Origin of the sequence: Pseudomonas sp. PDM27 (genome assembly GCF_019219205.1) — a bacterium.
GTDB lineage: Bacteria > Pseudomonadota > Gammaproteobacteria > Pseudomonadales > Pseudomonadaceae > Aquipseudomonas > Aquipseudomonas laurylsulfatiphila.
On record NZ_JAHUWF010000002.1, the window covers coordinates 181,541 to 199,110 of the forward strand.

General features: G+C 58.1%; 19 protein-coding genes. 4 read left to right on the forward strand and 15 right to left on the reverse strand.

Annotation, left to right across the window (positions count from 1 at the left end):
• Window positions 1–3 precede the first annotated feature (3 nt).
• The 11 genes from tolA to KW838_RS06255 all read right to left on the reverse strand — a co-directional run bounded on the left by tolA (window position 4) and on the right by KW838_RS06255 (window position 8,756).
• Window positions 4–1,083 (reverse strand): cell envelope integrity protein TolA, encoded by a 1,080-nt coding sequence (gene tolA / locus KW838_RS06205; protein ID WP_218477973.1) that lies wholly within the window; start codon window positions 1,081–1,083, stop codon window positions 4–6.
• Window positions 1,083–1,535 carry a protein TolR gene (tolR, locus tag KW838_RS06210; protein WP_162130292.1) on the reverse strand — a complete coding sequence of 151 codons (453 nt, stop codon included), beginning with the start codon at window positions 1,533–1,535 and terminating at the stop codon, window positions 1,083–1,085. The genes tolA and tolR overlap by 1 nt, the downstream gene beginning before the upstream one ends.
• Window positions 1,536–1,558: 23 nt before the next feature.
• Window positions 1,559–2,254 (reverse strand): protein TolQ, encoded by a 696-nt coding sequence (gene tolQ / locus KW838_RS06215; RefSeq protein WP_007977321.1) that lies wholly within the window; start codon window positions 2,252–2,254, stop codon window positions 1,559–1,561.
• Window positions 2,244–2,711 carry a tol-pal system-associated acyl-CoA thioesterase gene (ybgC, locus tag KW838_RS06220; RefSeq protein ID WP_007990726.1) on the reverse strand — a complete coding sequence of 156 codons (468 nt, stop codon included), beginning with the start codon at window positions 2,709–2,711 and terminating at the stop codon, window positions 2,244–2,246. Before ybgC ends, tolQ begins: the two co-directional genes overlap by 11 nt.
• 127 nt (window positions 2,712–2,838) lie before the next feature.
• The gene (gene ruvB / locus KW838_RS06225) at window positions 2,839–3,900 is read right to left on the reverse strand and encodes a Holliday junction branch migration DNA helicase RuvB (RefSeq protein ID WP_007977324.1); all 1,062 of its coding nucleotides are present in this window, start codon (window positions 3,898–3,900) and stop codon (window positions 2,839–2,841) included.
• Window positions 3,901–4,509 carry a Holliday junction branch migration protein RuvA gene (ruvA, locus tag KW838_RS06230; RefSeq protein ID WP_007995640.1) on the reverse strand — a complete coding sequence of 203 codons (609 nt, stop codon included), beginning with the start codon at window positions 4,507–4,509 and terminating at the stop codon, window positions 3,901–3,903. It lies immediately after the preceding gene.
• A 114-nt stretch (window positions 4,510–4,623) separates the two neighbouring features.
• Complete coding sequence (gene ruvC / locus KW838_RS06235) at window positions 4,624–5,148, reverse strand: crossover junction endodeoxyribonuclease RuvC (RefSeq protein WP_104449214.1); 525 nt, start codon at window positions 5,146–5,148, stop codon at window positions 4,624–4,626.
• Window positions 5,149–5,290: 142 nt separating this feature from the next.
• Entirely contained in the window at window positions 5,291–6,037 is a 747-nt protein-coding gene (locus tag KW838_RS06240) for a YebC/PmpR family DNA-binding transcriptional regulator (RefSeq protein ID WP_007977329.1), read from the reverse strand.
• 128 nt (window positions 6,038–6,165) lie between these two features.
• Window positions 6,166–7,941 (reverse strand): aspartate--tRNA ligase, encoded by a 1,776-nt coding sequence (gene aspS, locus KW838_RS06245; protein ID WP_102698376.1) that lies wholly within the window; start codon window positions 7,939–7,941, stop codon window positions 6,166–6,168.
• 121 nt (window positions 7,942–8,062) lie between these two features.
• Window positions 8,063–8,284, reverse strand: coding sequence for an FmdB family zinc ribbon protein (locus KW838_RS06250; protein WP_007977333.1), 222 nt, complete (start codon window positions 8,282–8,284; stop codon window positions 8,063–8,065).
• A gap of 136 nt (window positions 8,285–8,420) precedes the next feature.
• A complete protein-coding gene (locus tag KW838_RS06255; protein WP_102698377.1) occupies window positions 8,421–8,756 on the reverse strand; it encodes a ribbon-helix-helix domain-containing protein in 336 nt (111 codons plus the stop codon).
• A 530-nt stretch (window positions 8,757–9,286) separates the two neighbouring features.
• Between KW838_RS06255 and KW838_RS29715 the strand changes: the two genes are divergently transcribed.
• On the forward strand, window positions 9,287–9,889 hold the full coding sequence (locus KW838_RS29715) for a cold-shock protein (protein WP_095965394.1): 603 nt from the start codon (window positions 9,287–9,289) through the stop codon (window positions 9,887–9,889).
• Window positions 9,890–9,954: 65 nt separating this feature from the next.
• On the opposite strand, the gene KW838_RS06265 is transcribed toward KW838_RS29715, so the two are convergent.
• Window positions 9,955–10,161: a SlyX family protein gene (locus KW838_RS06265; protein WP_007977339.1), complete on the reverse strand. Its 207-nt coding sequence runs from the start codon at window positions 10,159–10,161 to the stop codon at window positions 9,955–9,957.
• A gap of 3 nt (window positions 10,162–10,164) precedes the next feature.
• Complete coding sequence (locus tag KW838_RS06270; RefSeq protein WP_218500703.1) at window positions 10,165–10,590, reverse strand: HIT domain-containing protein; 426 nt, start codon at window positions 10,588–10,590, stop codon at window positions 10,165–10,167.
• A 908-nt stretch (window positions 10,591–11,498) separates the two neighbouring features.
• Between KW838_RS06270 and KW838_RS06275 the strand changes: the two genes are divergently transcribed.
• Window positions 11,499–12,827, forward strand: a complete 1,329-nt coding sequence (locus KW838_RS06275; RefSeq protein WP_095965396.1) for an OprD family porin — start codon at window positions 11,499–11,501, stop codon at window positions 12,825–12,827.
• Window positions 12,828–12,968: 141 nt separating this feature from the next.
• Here KW838_RS06275 and KW838_RS06280 read toward each other — a convergent pair whose 3' ends face one another.
• On the reverse strand, window positions 12,969–13,811 hold the full coding sequence (locus KW838_RS06280) for a mechanosensitive ion channel family protein (protein ID WP_102698379.1): 843 nt from the start codon (window positions 13,809–13,811) through the stop codon (window positions 12,969–12,971).
• 137 nt (window positions 13,812–13,948) lie between these two features.
• Window positions 13,949–14,434, reverse strand: a complete 486-nt coding sequence (locus KW838_RS06285) for a YajQ family cyclic di-GMP-binding protein (RefSeq protein WP_007977344.1) — start codon at window positions 14,432–14,434, stop codon at window positions 13,949–13,951.
• 135 nt (window positions 14,435–14,569) lie between these two features.
• Between KW838_RS06285 and KW838_RS06290 the strand changes: the two genes are divergently transcribed.
• Together KW838_RS06290 and KW838_RS06295 are read left to right on the forward strand one after the other, a co-directional pair.
• Window positions 14,570–15,487, forward strand: coding sequence for a putative 2-dehydropantoate 2-reductase (locus KW838_RS06290; protein ID WP_218500704.1), 918 nt, complete (start codon window positions 14,570–14,572; stop codon window positions 15,485–15,487).
• Between the two features lie 45 nt (window positions 15,488–15,532).
• On the forward strand, window positions 15,533–17,569 hold the full coding sequence (locus KW838_RS06295) for a HAMP domain-containing sensor histidine kinase (RefSeq protein WP_102698381.1): 2,037 nt from the start codon (window positions 15,533–15,535) through the stop codon (window positions 17,567–17,569).
• Window position 17,570 lies beyond the last annotated feature (1 nt).

A 17,570-nucleotide genomic window follows, 5' to 3' on the forward strand; every position in this document is an offset into this window, starting at 1 on the left:
TTCTCACAAGGCTAGATCCTCAGGTGTGAATGTCATCTTGAATGAACGATACGGAGCGAAATCACTCGGCTTCATTCCCTGCATTTCTGTCAAACGTCCAATATTCTTCACTGCTGCAACAGCCGAGGCGTCAAACGGGCCGTCGCCACTGGACCTGGACACGCTGACCGAGGTCACCGTACCGTCCGGCAACATGCCGATCTGCAACACGACCGTCATGCCTTTACGTGCCGAAGGTGGACGAGCCCAGCCTTCCGCTGCACGCGCACGAATCAGGTCATCGAAACTGCCGGCGACTTCGTCGCCCTGCTCATCGGCCAAGGCCTGCTGACGCTGCGGCGTGTCGGAAAGCAAATCTGCCAGGGCCTGAGCCTTTTTGTCTTCGGCGGATTTACGTGCCGCGTCCTGCGATTTCTTCTTCGCAGCATCGGCAGCAGCTTTCTTCTTCGCTTCCTCGGCGACTTTCTTCTTCGCCTCTTCAGCCTCGGCTTTCTTCTTGGCGTCTTCCGCGGCTTTCTTCTTCGCGTCTTCGACGATCTTTTTCTTGGCTTCTTCAGCGGCCGCTTTCTTGGCCTCTTCTTCAGCAGCCTTCTTGGCTTCTTCTTCAGATTTCTTCTTGGCTATATCAGCCAATTGTTTCTCTTCTGCCTTCTTGGCTTCCGCGGCTTTCTTCGCGTCGTCGGCTTTCTTGGCTTCATCAGCCTTTTTCGCCTCGTCCGCTTTCTTCGCCTCGTCGGCCTTCTTGGCTTCCTCGGCCTTTTGAGCCGCCTCTTCTTTCTTTTGTTCCGCAGCCTTCACCGCTTCCTGCTCGACCTTTTTCTGCTCCATCTGCTCGACTTCGGTCTGACGTGCAGCAGATTTCTGCGCCTCACCGGCAATCTTCTGATTGGTCTGGGTGGTCGCCCGACTTTTCGATTTCAGCTGGTACAAGGTCGCCTGGACAATCGGCTTGGCCGGCGGCAGCTCCGGGGTAAAGGCAAAACTGACGAACAACATGCCGAACACCAGCACGTGCAAGCCAATCGCCCAGACACTAGGCCAGAAGTAGCTTTCCGAGGCGGACGGCTCTCGCTGTTGCTGCATCAGGGCGCCTCGGTAATCAAGCCAACATTACCGACCCCGGCTTTCTGCAACCCGCCCATGGCCCCCATGACGGAACCGTAATCGACGGATTTGTCGCCGCGAATGAAGACCTGGGTGTGCTTGCCGTTTTCATTGCCGACGCGAATGATCTTGGTCACGGCGTCAGTCATCTGCGGCAGTGTCATGGCCCGGTCCTGCTGCTTGTCCGTGTCGACTTCGCTGCCAAGGTTCCAGTAGTAGGTCTTGTCGGATTTGATGGAAATGGTCAGGACCTGGGTGTTGTTGTCCTGCGGCAAGGCTTCGCTGGAAACCTTGGGCAGATCAACTTTCACGCCCTGATTGAGCATCGGCGCGGTCACCATGAAGATGACCAGCAGCACCAACATCACGTCGATGTAGGGCACCACGTTCATCTCGGCGACCGGCTTGCGCTTTTTGCGAGCTCGAGCGATTAAAGCCATTGGGAATTACCTGCTTATTCTTCGCTGGTGTGCACTTTGCGGTGCAGGATCGCCTGGAACTCGTCGGCGAAGGTGTAGTAGCGGCCCAGCAGGGTTTCGCTGCGAGCAGCAAAACGGTTGTAAGCGATAACGGCTGGAATGGCCGCGAACAGACCGATGGCCGTGGCGATCAGTGCTTCGGCGATACCCGGGGCCACAGTGGCCAGGGTCGCTTGCTGAGCGGTGGCCAGGCCACGGAAGGAGTTCATGATCCCCCAGACGGTACCGAACAGACCGATGTAGGGGCTGACGGAACCGACAGTGGCGAGGAAGGGCAGGCTCTGTTCGAGCTTTTCTTCCTCGCGGGAAATCGCAACGCGCATGGCACGGGCCACGCCTTCCATGACCGCTTCCGGGTCAACGCCTGACTGCTGGCGCAGGCGGGAGAATTCCTTGAAACCGGCACGGAAGATTTGCTCGACACCCGAATCAGGGTCCGGGTTGCTGCCGGCTTGACGGTACAGCTTGGACAGGTCGATACCCGACCAGAAGCGCTCTTCAAAGCTCTCCAGGGCACGTCGACCGGCGCGCAGCAAGTTGCTGCGCTGAAAGATCATGATCCACGAGGTCACCGATGCGGCTACCAGGGTCAGCATTACCAGTTGCACCACGATACTGGCATTGCTGACCAGGCTCCACATGGAGGAATGGTCGACGACGTTAGCTTCCACGCTTTATCTCCTGCTTTGAGTGTGTACCCGCGCCGCTCACGTCGGCAAAGGCCGCTCGTAGAGCTTCGGGAATGGCCCGGGGTTTCAAACTTTCAGTGCGCACACAGGCCACCAGAAACTGCCCTTCGCAGAGCAGCACATTATCCGTTGCCCGCCTGACCTGCTGCTTGAAGCGCAGGCTGGCACGGTTCAATTCGATTACTTCAGCGCTTACCAGCAGTTCGTCGTCCAGTCGCGCCGGCGCGTGGTAGCGCGCTTCGCTGGAATGCACGACGAACAACAGGTCCTCCCCTGCCAGTTGCGATTGGGCAAAGCCCAGGTCTCGCAGCCGCTCGGTTCGAGCCCGTTCCATAAACTTGAGGTAATTGACGTAATACACGATGCCGCCCGCATCGGTGTCCTCGTAATAAACGCGACACCGATGTGCGAAAGGCTCAAGCCCGTTTTGCGCGCGCATACTCTAGTGCTTACTCCTCAGGTTGCCAATCCGGCCAGGCAACTGTTTTTCATTGATCTGCGGCTTTCTTGCGAAAGTACGGTGCTGGGACCCTACATTGCCCGAAAAAATCAGCACGCAATGTTAATTAATCGTCACAGGCACCGAGGAACTCGTCTGCCACGGGCATTTCGCCCAATCGTGACGGAATGTTTAAACCAAAATGCAGATAGGCATGCCGCGTCACCACTCGCCCCCTTGGCGTGCGCATGATGTAACCCTGCTGGATCAGATAGGGCTCCAGCACGTCTTCAATGGTGTGACGCTCTTCGCTGATGGCGGCGGCCAGGCTGTCGACCCCGACCGGCCCGCCGTCGAACTTCTCGATCATGGTCAGCAACAGTCGCCGGTCCTGGTGATCGAAACCACGCTCGTCGACGTCCAGCAGGTTCAGCGCCAGGTCGGCAATCGGCTTGGTGATATGCCCCTTGGCGCGAACCTCGGCGAAATCACGCACCCGGCGCAACAGTCGGTTGGCAATCCGGGGCGTGCCACGGGCACGGCGGGCAATTTCGAAGGCGCCTTCCGGGTCAAGCGGCAAACCGAGGATGCTCGCCGAGCGACTGACAATCGTCGACAGGTCGGCGTTATTGTAGAATTCAAGACGCTGAACGATACCGAAACGGTCACGCAACGGGTTGGTGAGCATCCCCGCCCGGGTCGTTGCGCCGACCAGGGTGAACGGCGGCAGATCCAGCTTGATCGACCGCGCGGCCGGGCCTTCACCGATCATGATGTCGAGCTGGAAATCCTCCATGGCCGGGTACAGCACTTCTTCAACGATGGGCGACAGGCGATGAATTTCGTCGATGAACAGCACATCGTGAGGCTCAAGGTTGGTCAATAGTGCGGCGAGATCACCCGGACGCTCCAGCACCGGCCCCGAAGTACTCTTGATCGACACCCCCATTTCCTGGGCGATGATGTTGGCGAGGGTGGTCTTGCCCAGGCCCGGCGGCCCGAAGATCAGCGTGTGATCCAGGGACTCGTTACGACCGCGAGCGGCCTGGATGAACAACTCCATCTGCTCGCGAACGGTCGGCTGGCCAATGTACTCCGCCAGGCTGACCGGGCGGATCGCCCGGTCCTGGACTTCTTCGCGCTCACGCGGACTGTGCGTGGCTGCGATCAGACGATCAGCTTCAATCACTTAGATCATTCCCTTCAAGGCGCGACGGATCATGTCTTCACTGCTCAAGCCTTTTTCCTTGATCGCAGATACCGCCTTGCTTGCTTCCTGCGGTTTGTAGCCCAGGGAGATCAAGGCGCTGACGGCGTCATTTTCAGCCGTGTTCACCGGGGCCGGTCCATCCGGCTGGTTCGGCACCAGGGCGAACATGGCCGGTACGGTTTCCCAGGCCTTGAAGCGATCCTTGAGTTCCACCAGCAAACGCTCGGCGGTTTTCTTGCCCACACCTGGCACCTTGGTCAGCGCCGAAGTGTCCTGGGACTGTACGCAACGAACCAGTTCGTCGACTTCCAGGCTCGACATCAAGGCCAGCGCCAGTTTCGGCCCGACACCATTGAGGCGGATCAACTCGCGGAAAAAATCGCGCTCACGCTTGCCGACAAAACCATAGAGTAACTGTGCGTCTTCACGCACGACCAAATGAGTGTGCAACGTCAGCGGCTCACCGACCGACGGCAAGCGATAGAGGGTCGTCATGGGTACTTCGAGTTCATAACCCAGGCCGTTTACATCCAGAATCAGGTGTGGAGGCTGCTTCTCAGCCAGGGTGCCGCGCAAACGTCCAATCACGTTACAAATCCTTGAGCGTTGGCCAGCTCTGGGCCAGCGACTGATAGAGCAAGGGAGTAGCGCCGACAACCCAGGCGAAACGCCCTCACCCCATGAAAATGATTGCTGATGCTATCAGAGACGCAGGCGCCCGCCACGACTGCGTGCCGCCCCGAGACCATGGGGCAGCAGACTGGAGCGGGTATGAGCATGGCAGATGGCAATGGCCAGGGCGTCCGAAGCATCGATCTGTGGTTTGCTGGTCAGCTTGAGCATGTGCATGACCATCATCTGCACCTGCTCCTTGTTGGCCGCACCGGTGCCGACCACCGCCTGCTTGACCTGGGTTGCGCTGTATTCGGCAATTTCCAGGCTTTCCTCTGCACCCGCCACGATCGCTGCGCCACGGGCCTGCCCCAGTTTCAGGGCGGAATCGGCGTTACGGGCCATGAACACCTTTTCGATCCCCATGGTCACCGGATGGTAGGTCTGAATGATCTCCCGCACCCCGCGATAGACAATCTGCAGTCGCTCAGGCAGCTCGCCGGCACCGGTGCGGATACAACCGGAGGCGACGTACTCGCAGCCACGGCCGGTATCACGCACCACACCGTAACCGGTGATGCGCGAACCGGGGTCGATACCAAGAATTAAAGTCATAACGCCTGCAAAAGGAATTCGCGGTTGCCTGAGGATAACCGTGTAGGAGCTGCCGAAGGCTGCGATCTTTTGATTTTAAAAGCGAAGATCAAAAGATCGCAGCCTGCGGCAGCGCCTACAGGGCTGCGATCTTTATCGACCATCAACCGAGCTGCGCGGCCACCGATTCCGGGATTTCCGCGTTGGAGTAGACGTTTTGCACGTCATCCAGGTCTTCGAGCATGTCGATCAGCTTGAGGACTTTCTCGGCGCCTTCCAGATCGAGCTCGGCGCTGGTGGTCGGCAGCATGACGATTTCCGCGTCGTCACCCTTGAAACCCGCCGCTTCCAGTGCGTTACGCACGGAATAGAATCCGGCAAACGAGGTGAACACATCGATCGAACCGTCTTCGTTGGTCACCACGTCATCGGCGTCGGCCTCCATGGCCGCTTCCATCAGCGCGTCTTCGTCAACGCCGGCGGCGAAAGAGATCTGCCCCTTGCGTTCGAACAGATACGCCACCGAACCGTCAGTCCCGAGGTTGCCACCGCACTTGCTGAACGCATGGCGAACCGCGGCGGCGGTGCGATTACGGTTGTCGGTCATGCATTCGACCATCACCGCCACGCCACCAGGACCGTAACCTTCGTAGGTCAGCTCGACCACGTCGTCGGTGTCGGCAGCGCCGGTACCGCGGGCGATGGCACGATCGATGATGTCACGGCTCATGTTCGCACCCAGGGCCTTGTCCAGGGCTAGGCGCAGACGCGGATTGGAGCCTGGATCACCACCACCCTGACGGGCAGCGACGGTCAGCTCACGAATCCACTTGGTGAAGATCTTGCCCCTCTTGGCATCCTGACGTTCTTTGCGGTGCTTGATGTTCGCCCACTTGGAATGACCTGCCATAACTCGCTCCGAATTCTCTTTGAAACATTGCCCGCCGCGCTGTATTGCGCCGGCCGGCAAACAAAAATCTTGAACAGCTCTGCCTATAAAGAAAGGGCGCATCCGCAGATGCGCCCTTCGGGTCAGCCTTACTCGGCCTTAGGCGTTTCACGCAGACGAATGTGCAACTCGCGCAATGCCTTGGCATCCACCTGGCCCGGCGCCTGGGTCATGACATCGGCCGCGCTCTGGGTTTTCGGGAAGGCGATCACTTCACGGATCGACTGGGCGCCGGTCATCAGCATCACCAGACGGTCCAGACCGAAGGCCAGGCCACCGTGCGGCGGTGCGCCGTATTTCAGGGCGTCTAGCAGGAAGCCGAATTTCTCTTCCTGTTCCGCTTCGTTGATGCCCAGCAGACGGAAGACCGCCTGTTGCATCTCTTTGCGGTGGATACGAATCGAACCGCCACCCAGCTCGGTGCCGTTCAACACCATGTCATAGGCACGGGACAGAGCGCCCGCCGGGTTGGCTTCCAACTCCGCCGGGGAGCACTTCGGCGCGGTGAACGGGTGGTGCAAGGCGCTGAAGCTGCCATCGTCGTTCTCTTCGAACATCGGGAAGTCAACGACCCACATCGGAGCCCATTCGCAGGTCAGCAGGCTCAGGTCGTGACCGAGCTTGATGCGCAATGCACCCAACGCTTCGCTGACGATCTTGGCCTTGTCGGCACCGAAGAACACGATGTCGCCGTCAACTGCACCAACACGATCCAGGATCACGTTGAGGTTGGCTTCAGGGATGTTCTTCACGATCGGCGATTGCAGACCGTCAACGCCATTCGCGCGCTCGTTGACCTTGATGTACGCCAGGCCCTTGGCACCGTAGATGCCGACAAACTTGGTGTAGTCGTCGATCTGCTTGCGCGGCATGCTCGCGCCGCCAGGCACGCGCAGGGCGGCAATGCGGCATTTCGGGTCGTTGGCCGGGCCGCTGAACACCTTGAAGTCGACTTCCTTGAGCTGGTCGGCCACGTCAACCAGTTCCAGCGGGTTACGCAGGTCTGGCTTGTCGGAACCGTAGCGGCGCATGGCTTCTTCGAAGGTCATGTGCGGGAACTCGCCGAATTCCAGGCCCAGCACTTCCTTGAACAGGTTGCGGATCATTTGCTCGGTCAGGCCCATGATCTCTTTTTCATCGAGGAAGCTGGTTTCGATGTCGATCTGGGTGAATTCCGGCTGGCGGTCGGCGCGCAGGTCTTCGTCGCGGAAGCACTTGGCGATCTGGTAGTAACGGTCGAAGCCGGCCACCATCAGCAGTTGCTTGAACAGCTGCGGCGATTGCGGCAAGGCGAAGAACGAACCGGCATGCGTACGGCTCGGCACCAGGTAGTCGCGCGCGCCTTCCGGGGTAGCACGGGTCAGGATCGGCGTCTCGACGTCGAGGAAGCCGTTCTCGTCCAGGAAGCGACGGATGCTGGTGGTCATGCGCGAACGCAGACGCAGCTTCTCGGCCATTTCCGGGCGACGCAGGTCGAGGAAGCGATAGCGCAGGCGGGTTTCTTCGCCGACGTCGGAGAACTCGTTCAACGGGAACGGCGGGGTTTCCGATTCGTTCAGCACTTCCAGTTCGTAGCCGAGGACTTCGATCATGCCCGACGCCATGTTGGCGTTGGTCGCACCGGCCGGACGCAGGCGAACCTTGCCGGTGATCTTCACGACGTACTCGCTACGCACGCGATCGGCTGCGGCGAAGGTTTCAGCGCGGTCCGGATCGAACACGACCTGGGCCAGACCATCACGATCACGGATATCGAGGAAAATCACCCCACCGTGGTCACGGCGACGGTGAACCCATCCGCAAAGGGTAATTTCCTGGCCGTCCAGGCTTTCGTTCAGTTGGCCGCAATAATGGCTGCGCATCATGGTCGTGGTTTCACTTCTCGTAATTCGAAATTCGGTTGGAGATCCTACAGCAGCCCCGCCTTTGAAAAGTCGTCGGGTGATGCAAGAACTCGCGTGTGTCGTTCAATTCAGGTTCAGGACCTTAGTCAGCTTTGTCGCCGCCGGCCAGGTTCTTCTTGGAACCGGTCTTGAAATCGGTTTCGTACCAACCCGTGCCGCTGAGGCGAAAGCCCGGCATGGACAGCATTTTCTTAAGCTCTGGCGCCTGACAGGCAGGGCAGTCGACCAGCGGTGCATCGCTGATCTTTTGAATGGCTTCCAACTGATGACCACAGGAAGCACATTGATAATCGTACATCGGCATGGAGGTTGTCTCGGCGATCAGATTGCTACCGCACACGCTGGGTTTCGCGGCAAAGAGCGGGATTATATCCATTAAATGCGGCCTGTGCAGCCGTAAGACTGCACAGACCGACACTCTGCCGTTTTCACCGCCCAGACTAGGCAGTGACGATGCAACCCCCTTCCTTGAGGCTGTGTACGACACAGACGACCCGCACCAATCCACTGAAATTCCTTACTCCGCCATGCCGCAAGTGGACTTCGCGATCCACATGGGATAACAGGCGACTGACCGAGCAACCGTTGGCCCGGGCCATCGCTCCCAAAATATCCCAATAAACCTGCTCAAGCCGCAAACAGGTAGCAAAGCCATTCAATCGTACGGAGCGGGACAAGGGCTGGGCCAATCCCATATCGAACTCACGAACAAACGGATCAACCCTTACATCCCTGTGCGAACCGTATCGCCCCTCTTCTTGCCTCTCATAAACCATAACGCTGACACTCCTTTGCCATCCTGGTTTCTTAAAGCGCAACTGCCTGTCGACTTATAAAAACGCAGGTGCAAAGGTGTTTTCCAGCCGACTTTATGACCCTCGGCGTAGGATAAGCCAACAACTTATGGCAGACCCTGGAGATCGTCCTACTCCGGACGTTTTCCCACACAGCGAAGCGATGCCCCCTTCAGAAGCACCTACGGAACGGCGTAGGAAAGAAGAGCACCATGCATCCACGCCACTTTTTCATGCACCTGCCTACGCGGATCAGCAAGTCACTTGCCTTACCGCAGCCCCGGAACTTCGGACAACCTGCGGCAAATCACCGCCAAAGAGCCGCCGGACGCCCTGATTTGAGTAGCCTGCGGCTTTGCTGTTAAATAGACGACGTGTCGCCAGTGCCTATTTTTCCGGGCCTGGCGCATAGGCTGATAACGGGCACGTGTCCAACGCCTCTTTATTGTCTTGAAGCGAACCGTGCGCCATCAGCTCTTCCTTGTGAGCTGTCTTAACGTGAGTTAATCAAAATGTTGAAAATCGTCCATCTGTTGATAGGCGCAGCAGCCTTGCTGCTGTCCTTCATCCCTAGCCTGCACCCTGAAGCCTTGCCTTACCTGCAACAACCTGACGCGCTTTACCTGGCCTTTTTCGGCCTGCTCAATCTCACGCTTGCACCTGTCATCCCCTACTGGAACAAAGGTCCGCGCCACCAACTGCAAAACCTGGTCAGCGTCCTGCTGGCTCTGGCGGTAGTCCTGCAGACCCTGACGCTGATCGCGCCGATGCCTGTCATCGCCGGTCAACCTGCCGTTCTGTTCAGCCTGGTCGCCGCCCTGATCGCTGTTGCCCTGCATCTGGGCATCAGCTTCTACAAATCGTCACCGGTCGCTGCCTCGCCAAGCTACGACATGAGCAACCGCGATACCGGCACCGTCAAGTGGTTCAACACATCCAAGGGCTTCGGCTTCATTTCCCGCGACTCCGGCGACGATATCTTCGTCCACTTCCGGGCCATTCGCGGTGAAGGCCACCGCGTCCTGGTAGAAGGCCAGCGCGTGGAGTTCTCTGTCATGAATCGTGACAAGGGCCTGCAAGCCGAAGATGTGATCGCCGCACTGCCGCGTCGCTGATTCAAGGCTGAAAAAAAACCGCGCACAGCCTGGCTGTACGCGGTTTTTTCATGCCTGCACATTGATTAGTAGTGCGGCGGTGGCGCTTCCTCTTCGAACGATTCGAACTGGCCGACCATTTCCTCCTGCCGCTTGAGCAACGCAGCCATTTGCAGTTGAAGACGCTCGACCACCCGCTGCTGCGCGACCAGCACATCATTCAATGCCTGGATGGTGTCATCCTGAAAGGCCAGGCGACTTTCAAGGTCGGTAACGCGTTCTTCCAGGCTCATGGTTCAGCCCTCCAGAAACGTAAAGTCATCGGTCAATATCAGGCGCAAACGCTCGCGAATGGCGGCAACCTGCTCCGAACCGTAGGGTTTTGCCGGGTGCCGGCCCCAAACGGGTGCTGGCCAGGCGGCATCTTCGTGTTTGCGCACAATCACGTGCATGTGCAACTGGCTGACGACATTGCCGAGCGCCGCAACATTCAATTTGTCCGCATCGAACGAGTCCTTGAGCACTTGCGAAAGCGCCGTCGTCTCCTGCCAAAGCTGTCGCTGGTCTGCGACATCCAACTGAAATATCTCGCTGATAGCCTCACGACGAGGTACCAGGATGAACCAGGGATAGTTCGAGTCGTTGGACAACAGCAACCGACAGAGCGGAAAGTCCCCTATCGGTAACGTGTCTTGTTGAAGTCGTGGATCTAGAGCGAACACTGCGCGTACTCCCGCCGGGTCATCAATTTCAGCTTAGCGTCCATCCAGAGGAGCAGCGCACCAAGCGACCGGACGGCAGCATACCTGTGAACGGCGCATGCTTCACGGCGAACCTTGCACTGACGCCACGAATACCAGCGTAAAGCTGACAGCCCGCCCCCGGATGAGACACTTTTCGACGCCACGCACCAGTACAGAACCGGCCGACCGAAAAAAACACCGAAATGACTGATTAACAACGAAGAGTTCGCGCCAGACACACGATCAACAGGAATGAATTCAGCACAAGGTTAAAATTTTTTGCACCAAAACCGCACAGTGGGTCTACGCTGGATGCTTCGACATCCGCCATTTACTCACTGGCGGGGTGAACCGGTAACATTTTTGGTTGTCAGGCAGTCGACCAGAAGGTTGCAACATGATGCGAGGCAAAGCGTCAAGCCCACACCAAGGACGCTTGAACCCCCCGGTTTTATGAGGTTTTTACAGCGCCAGACAATCAATTTTAAAAAACCGTAGCAAAACATGATTTTGTGCACGCTTGTTGCATACGTACCCAACATCACCTGAGTGACACCCGCTGGAAGTGGGGGGCATTCAGGCAAAAAAGACAGTGGCAAGGTAGCCCGATGGAGATTCAAACGTTTCACCAGGACTCTTTTTACCGACACCAAGGCTCAGAAAACAGCATTAAAGTTGTCAGCCCGGTTGCGTCGGAGCTCGAAATTTGCGACATCTACCTCGCTGTTTGCGACATGGTCGTAAAGAACGCGAAAGGTTAGATACGCAAGTATCGCCAACATTGTCGGCGTGATATAAGTTTGCGCCGACACAAAAAGAAAGAGCCGCCCAGATAATAAAACAGGTGGGACGGCAGTACTCTTCTAAAACCAAAGGAGCAAATCACGATGCGCGTGATGAAGTGGAGCATGATCGCACTGGCAGTTGCAGCAGCAGCCAGTACCCAATTGGCTACGGCCGCCCCTTTCGTAAGTGACCAGGCTGAAGCCAAAGGTATTGTTGAAGACAGCACCCTGAACTTGCTGGTTCGCAACTACTACTTCAACCGTGATAACAAAGATGGTGCCAACGACCAGAAAGACTGGACCCAAGGCATCTGGGGCAATTTCAGCTCCGGTTACACCCAAGGCCTGATCGGTGTTGGCGTTGACGCTTTCGGTTACCTGGCAATCAAACTGGACGGCGGTGATGGCACCGGCGGCACCGGCAACATGAGCCGCGACGCCGATGGCGAAGTTAACGACAGCCAGGGTAAAGCCGGCGGCGCCGTTAAATTCCGCGTATCGAAAACCGAGCTGAAAGTCGGCGACATGCAGCCAAGCACTGCTCCCGTGTTCGCTGTTGGCGGTTCCCGTATCCTTCCTCAAACTGCCAGCGGTATCCAACTGCAAAGCAGCGAAGTCAAAGACCTTGACCTCGAAGCCGGTCACTTCTACTCGGCGACCAGCCAGGACCGTAACGCTCGTGACGGCGGCCTGTTTGCAACCTACGCTGGCGTAGAAGCCAACTCCATCGACTACTTCGGTGGCAAATACGGCATCACCGACAACCTGTCGGCATCGCTGTACGGCGCCAAGCTGGAAGACATCTGGAACCAGTACTACGCCAACCTGAACTACACCATCCCGCTGGGCGGCGACGAGTCGCTGAACCTGGACGGTAACATCTACAACACCAAAGACACTGGTGATGCCAAAGCGGGCGAGATCAGCAACACCGCTTACTCCCTGGCAGCCGCTTTCTCGTTCATGAAAGCGCACACCATCACCCTCGCCTTCCAGAAGATCAACGGTGACACTCCGTTCGACTACATCGGTGTGGGCAAAAACAACCGCGGCGGCGACTCGATCTTCCTCGCCAACTCCATCCAGTACTCTGACTTCAACGCTCCGAACGAGAAGTCTGCCCAGGTTCGTTACGACCTGAAAATGGCTGAGTACGGCGTTCCAGGTCTGAGCTTCATGACCCGTTACGTGAAAGGTTGGGACATCGACGGCACCAAAGCCCCAGTTGGCGGCGCTTACGAAGGCATCTACGGTGCAGACGGCAAGCACAACGAAACCAACTTCGAAGCCAAGTACGTTGTTCAGACTGGCCCGGCAAAAGACCTGTCCTTCCGTATTCGTCAAGCATGGCACTTCGCTAACGCTGACGAAGGTGAAGGCGACGTGAAAGAGTTCCGTTTCATCGTCGACTACCCGCTGTCGGTTTTGTAATCGCATCCAGTTAGTTTGCGGTAACAAAATAAAAGGCCCATCTTCCGATGGGCCTTTTTTGTTGCCTGTGCAAATTGTTCAATTATTGAACAGCAACCCCACATGCCTGACCGAAAAGTCAGACATATATGGCAAAGTCAATCACTGCACTGCGGACTCCTGAACCACGCGAATAACCCGCTGCGGAAATGGAATATCGATGCCGGCCTCTCTCAGGCGATCACGGGACAGTTCGTTGAACATGAACATCACATCCCAATAATCCGCTGTCTTCACCCAGACACGCAGGGAAACAGTGATAGAACTGTCACCCAATGTCGAAATGACTGCCTGAGGTTCCGGGTCAGTCAATACACGCGGATCCTTGGCCAACTCCAGCAACACCTGCCGGGCTTTCTGCAAGTCCGCTTCATAATCGACGCCTACATCAAACACGACTTTGCGGGTCGGCTGGCGATTGGTGTTGGTGATAATGCCGTTGGACAGATTACCGTTGGGCACGATGATGGTCTTGTTGTCACCGGTGCGCAGTACGGTATGGAAAATCTGGATGCTGTCGACGGTGCCGGCAATCCCCTGGGCTTCGATCCAGTCGCCGATACGAAACGGACGGAACAGCAAAATCAACACGCCGCCAGCGAAGTTCGCCAGGCTGCCCTGCAATGCAAGGCCAATGGCCAGGCCCGCCGCACCAATCGCTGCCACAAACGAAGTGGTTTCCACACCGATCATCGAGGCCACGCTGACGACCAGCAGGATCTTGAGGATGATGTTCGCCAGGCTGCTGATAAAGCCCTGCAACGCCAGGTCGGCATTGCGCAATGCAATCAGACCGCCGAGCTTTTTCGTGACTTTGTTGATCAGCCACCAGCCGATGGCCAGGGTGATGACCGCCAGCAGTACGCGACTGCCGTATTCCATGATCATCGGGATCCAGGTTTGGGATACCTTGACCAGGTTGTCTACCTCAGCGCTTAAGTCCATCTACTTTCTCCTGTTTTCCGGCTATGCGGCATGCGTAAAAAAAGCGGCAGAAAGATCGAACCGCGACGGGTTCAATCGTTTCTGCCGTTGCTTGGGTCTGCGACGTCACAAACGCCAAGAGGTTCCCGCTTTCAAGGTCAGTCGCGGAAGTTGTTGAACTGCAGCGGCATACCGAACTCTTTGGCCCGCAGCACAGCAATAGCTTCTTGCAGGTCATCACGCTTCTTGCCGGTAATACGAACCTGCTCGCCCTGAATGGCCGCCTGGACCTTGAGCTTGGCATCTTTGACGTGAGCAACGATTTTCTTCGCCAGCTCCTTGTCGATGCCTTCCTTGAGGACGGCTTCCTGCTTCATCAGCTTGCCCGACGCGAAGGCATCCTTGACTTCGAGGCACTGCACGTCGATCTTGCGCTTGACCAGAGCCAGCTTGAGGATCTCAATCATCGCTTCGAGCTGGAAATCCGCTTCTGCGGTCAGGTTGACGGTCAGGTCTTTTTCCTTGAACTCGAAGCTGCCTTTGCCTTTCAGGTCATAACGACGATCGAGTTCCTTGACGGCGTTCTCGACCGCGTTGGTGACTTCGTGTTTGTCCAGTTCGGATACCACGTCGAACGACGGCATGTAATCTCTCCAAATTTAAAGGCGCACCGATGGAGCGCGCCTGGCTTGCGGTTAAAATCCGCGCTGATTATAACGGGTCTTTCCCATCATTCACTGTGAGCTGCCGATGCACGCCATAAACAGAGCAAAAAGCTGATGTCCACCACCTGGCATGTACTCGGCGCCGGCAGCCTCGGCACTTTATGGGCGACTCGCCTGGCCCGGGCTGGCGTGCCGGTCAGGCTGATCCTGCGGGACACCGCGAGACTGCAGGCCTATGAGACTGCAGGCGGATTGACACTGGTGGAACACGGCCTGGCGCAACACTACGCCGTGCCCGCCGAAACAGCGGACAGCCACCAGCCGATCAACCGCCTGTTGGTGGCGTGCAAGGCCTACGATACCGAGAGCGCGGTGGCCCGACTGGCGTCACGCCTGGCCCCCGGCGCCGAACTGATCCTGCTGCAAAATGGCCTGGGCAGTCAGGACGCGGTGGCCGCACAGGTTCCCCAGGCACGCTGCATCTATGCCTCGAGCACCGAAGGCGCCTTCCGTGATGGCGATTGGCGCGTGGTGTTTGCTGGACATGGCTTCACCTGGCTGGGGGATGCGAGCCATCCGGTCGCGCCGATCTGGCTCGATGACTTGAGCGCTGCCAGCATCCCTCACGAGTGGAGCACCGATATTCTGACCAGGCTGTGGCGCAAGCTGGCGCTCAACTGTGCGATCAACCCGCTGACGGTGCTGCACGATTGCCGCAACGGCGGTTTGCAGCAACATCAATGCGAAGTGGCCACCCTGTGCGGTGAACTGGTGGAGTTACTTGAGCGTTGCGGTCAGCCGGCGGCGGGCGAAAACCTGCAGCAAGAGGTCGAACGGGTGATTCACGCCACCGCGGCCAACTACTCGTCGATGCATCAGGACGTCACGAGCCAGCGCCGCACGGAAATCAGCTACCTGCTGGGCTACGCCTGCAAAGTGGCCGGGCGTCATCAACTGAACCTGCCTCACCTCAATCAACTTCAGGCAAGGTTGATCGCTCGCCTGCAAAGCCTTGGATTGCCCAGCGACTGAGCAGCGGCTACGCTGGCCACTTGTTCCTTGTCTGCGATGAATCCGATGCCATTGCGCCAGCGCCTTGAAAACCTGCCCGTCGGCCAGAAACTGCTGGCCGCCCTGCTGGTACTGATGGTCACCGTCCTGCTGGTTGCCAACCTGACCTTTATCAGCGCCGCGTACTACATCTCCCAGGAAAGCATGGCGCCCCAGGCCCTGCAGACCATCGGCCGGCTGGTATCCAACCCCAGCCTGGCCTCCGAAGCCCTGGCGTCCCCCCAAAGCGCCGAGCGCCTGCTGAATGAACTCAATAGCTATTCGCCGTTGCGCGCGGCCGCCCTGTATGACGCAAAGGGTGAGCGATTGGCGCAATTGCAGCATGGCGACAATCTGGAACTGCCCAAACATTTCCGGCATATCGAAGACTGGCAGGTCACCGAGTTTCGCACCAATCAAGTCATCACCTTGGCCCGCCCCGGCGCTGCACCGGGACATTTGCTGCTGGTCGCCAGCAGTGAACTGCCCGTGGCGTTCTACACCGGGACCCTGACGGCCAGCCTGGGCATTCTGATCTTCAGTGTGCTGCTGTGGCTGATCATTGCCCGCCAGATCAAGCGCCTGATCACCCGGCCGATCCACCAGCTCGAAGAGTTGTCGCGGCAGGTCACCCGTGAAGAAAACTACGCACTGCGTGCTTCGCGAGGGAACCACGATGAAATCGGCAGCCTGGCCGAGGCATTCAACACCATGCTCTCGCGGATCGAGGCCAGGGAGCAGCAACTCAAGCGGGCTCGGGACGACTCCCAGGCCGCATACGACCAGGCCCAGGGCCTGGCGGAAGAAACCCGTCATACCAACCGCAAACTGGAGCTCGAAGTCCAGGTGCGCAGCAAGATCGAGAAAAAGCTCACCGGCTTCCAGAACTACCTCAACAGCATCATCGACTCCATGCCGTCGGCGCTGATCGCCCTCGACGAACAGCTCTACGTGACTCAATGGAACCAGGAAGCCAGCGCCCTGTCCGGCACACGCCTCGATGAAGCCCTGAACCAGCCCATCTTCCTCGCCTTCGAACCGCTCAAGCCGTTCTTGCCGCAACTCAAGGAAACGGTCGAACAGCATACGGTGGCCAAAATCGAACGTGTCACCTGGCTCAAGGACGACGAGCCCCGCCACTACGCCCTGACTTTCTATCCACTGATGGGCGGTGCCGGGCGTGGCGTGGTGATCCGGATCGACGACATCACCCAGCGCCTGTCCCTGGAAGAAATGATGGTGCAGTCGGAGAAAATGCTGTCGGTCGGCGGTCTTGCCGCTGGCATGGCCCACGAGATCAACAACCCGCTGGGTGCGATCCTGCACAACGTGCAAAACATTCGCCGACGCCTGTCCCCCGACCTGCCGAAGAACCTTGAGGTCGCCGAACAGGCCGGCATCGAACTGGCGACGGTCAATCAGTATCTGAAAATCCGCGAAGTGCCACAGTTGCTCGACGGTATCCAGCAGGCCGGTGCCCGGGCCGCCAAAATCGTCACCCACATGCTCAGTTTCAGCCGTCGCAGCACCCGCCAGATGGCCCCGTGCGATCTGCCCGCCCTGATTGATCAGGCAGTGGAAATCGCCGGCAACGATTTCGACCTGGCGATCGGCTTCGACTTCAAGGGCCAGGCCATCATTCGTCAGTTCGACCCGGCGCTGGGCCCGGTCCCCGGCACCGCCAACGAACTGGAGCAAGTACTGCTCAACCTGCTGAAAAACGCTGCGCAAGCCATTCACCAGCGCGAAGACGACAGCGAGCCAGGGCGGATCATTCTGCGCACCCGGCTGAACCCGCCGTGGGCAGAAATCCAGGTCGAGGACAACGGCATCGGCATGAGTGAAAACGTGCGCAAACGGACTTTCGAACCCTTCTTCACCACCAAGGAAATCGGCCAGGGCACCGGACTTGGGCTGTCAGTGTCGTACTTCATCATCACCAATAACCACAAGGGGCAGATGGAAGTGCAATCGACCCTGGGCCAAGGCACTTGCTTCACCTTGCGCCTGCCCCTGGCGAGCACGGCACCTGTCGCGCAAGAACTCAATCTGCTATCGAGGTAAC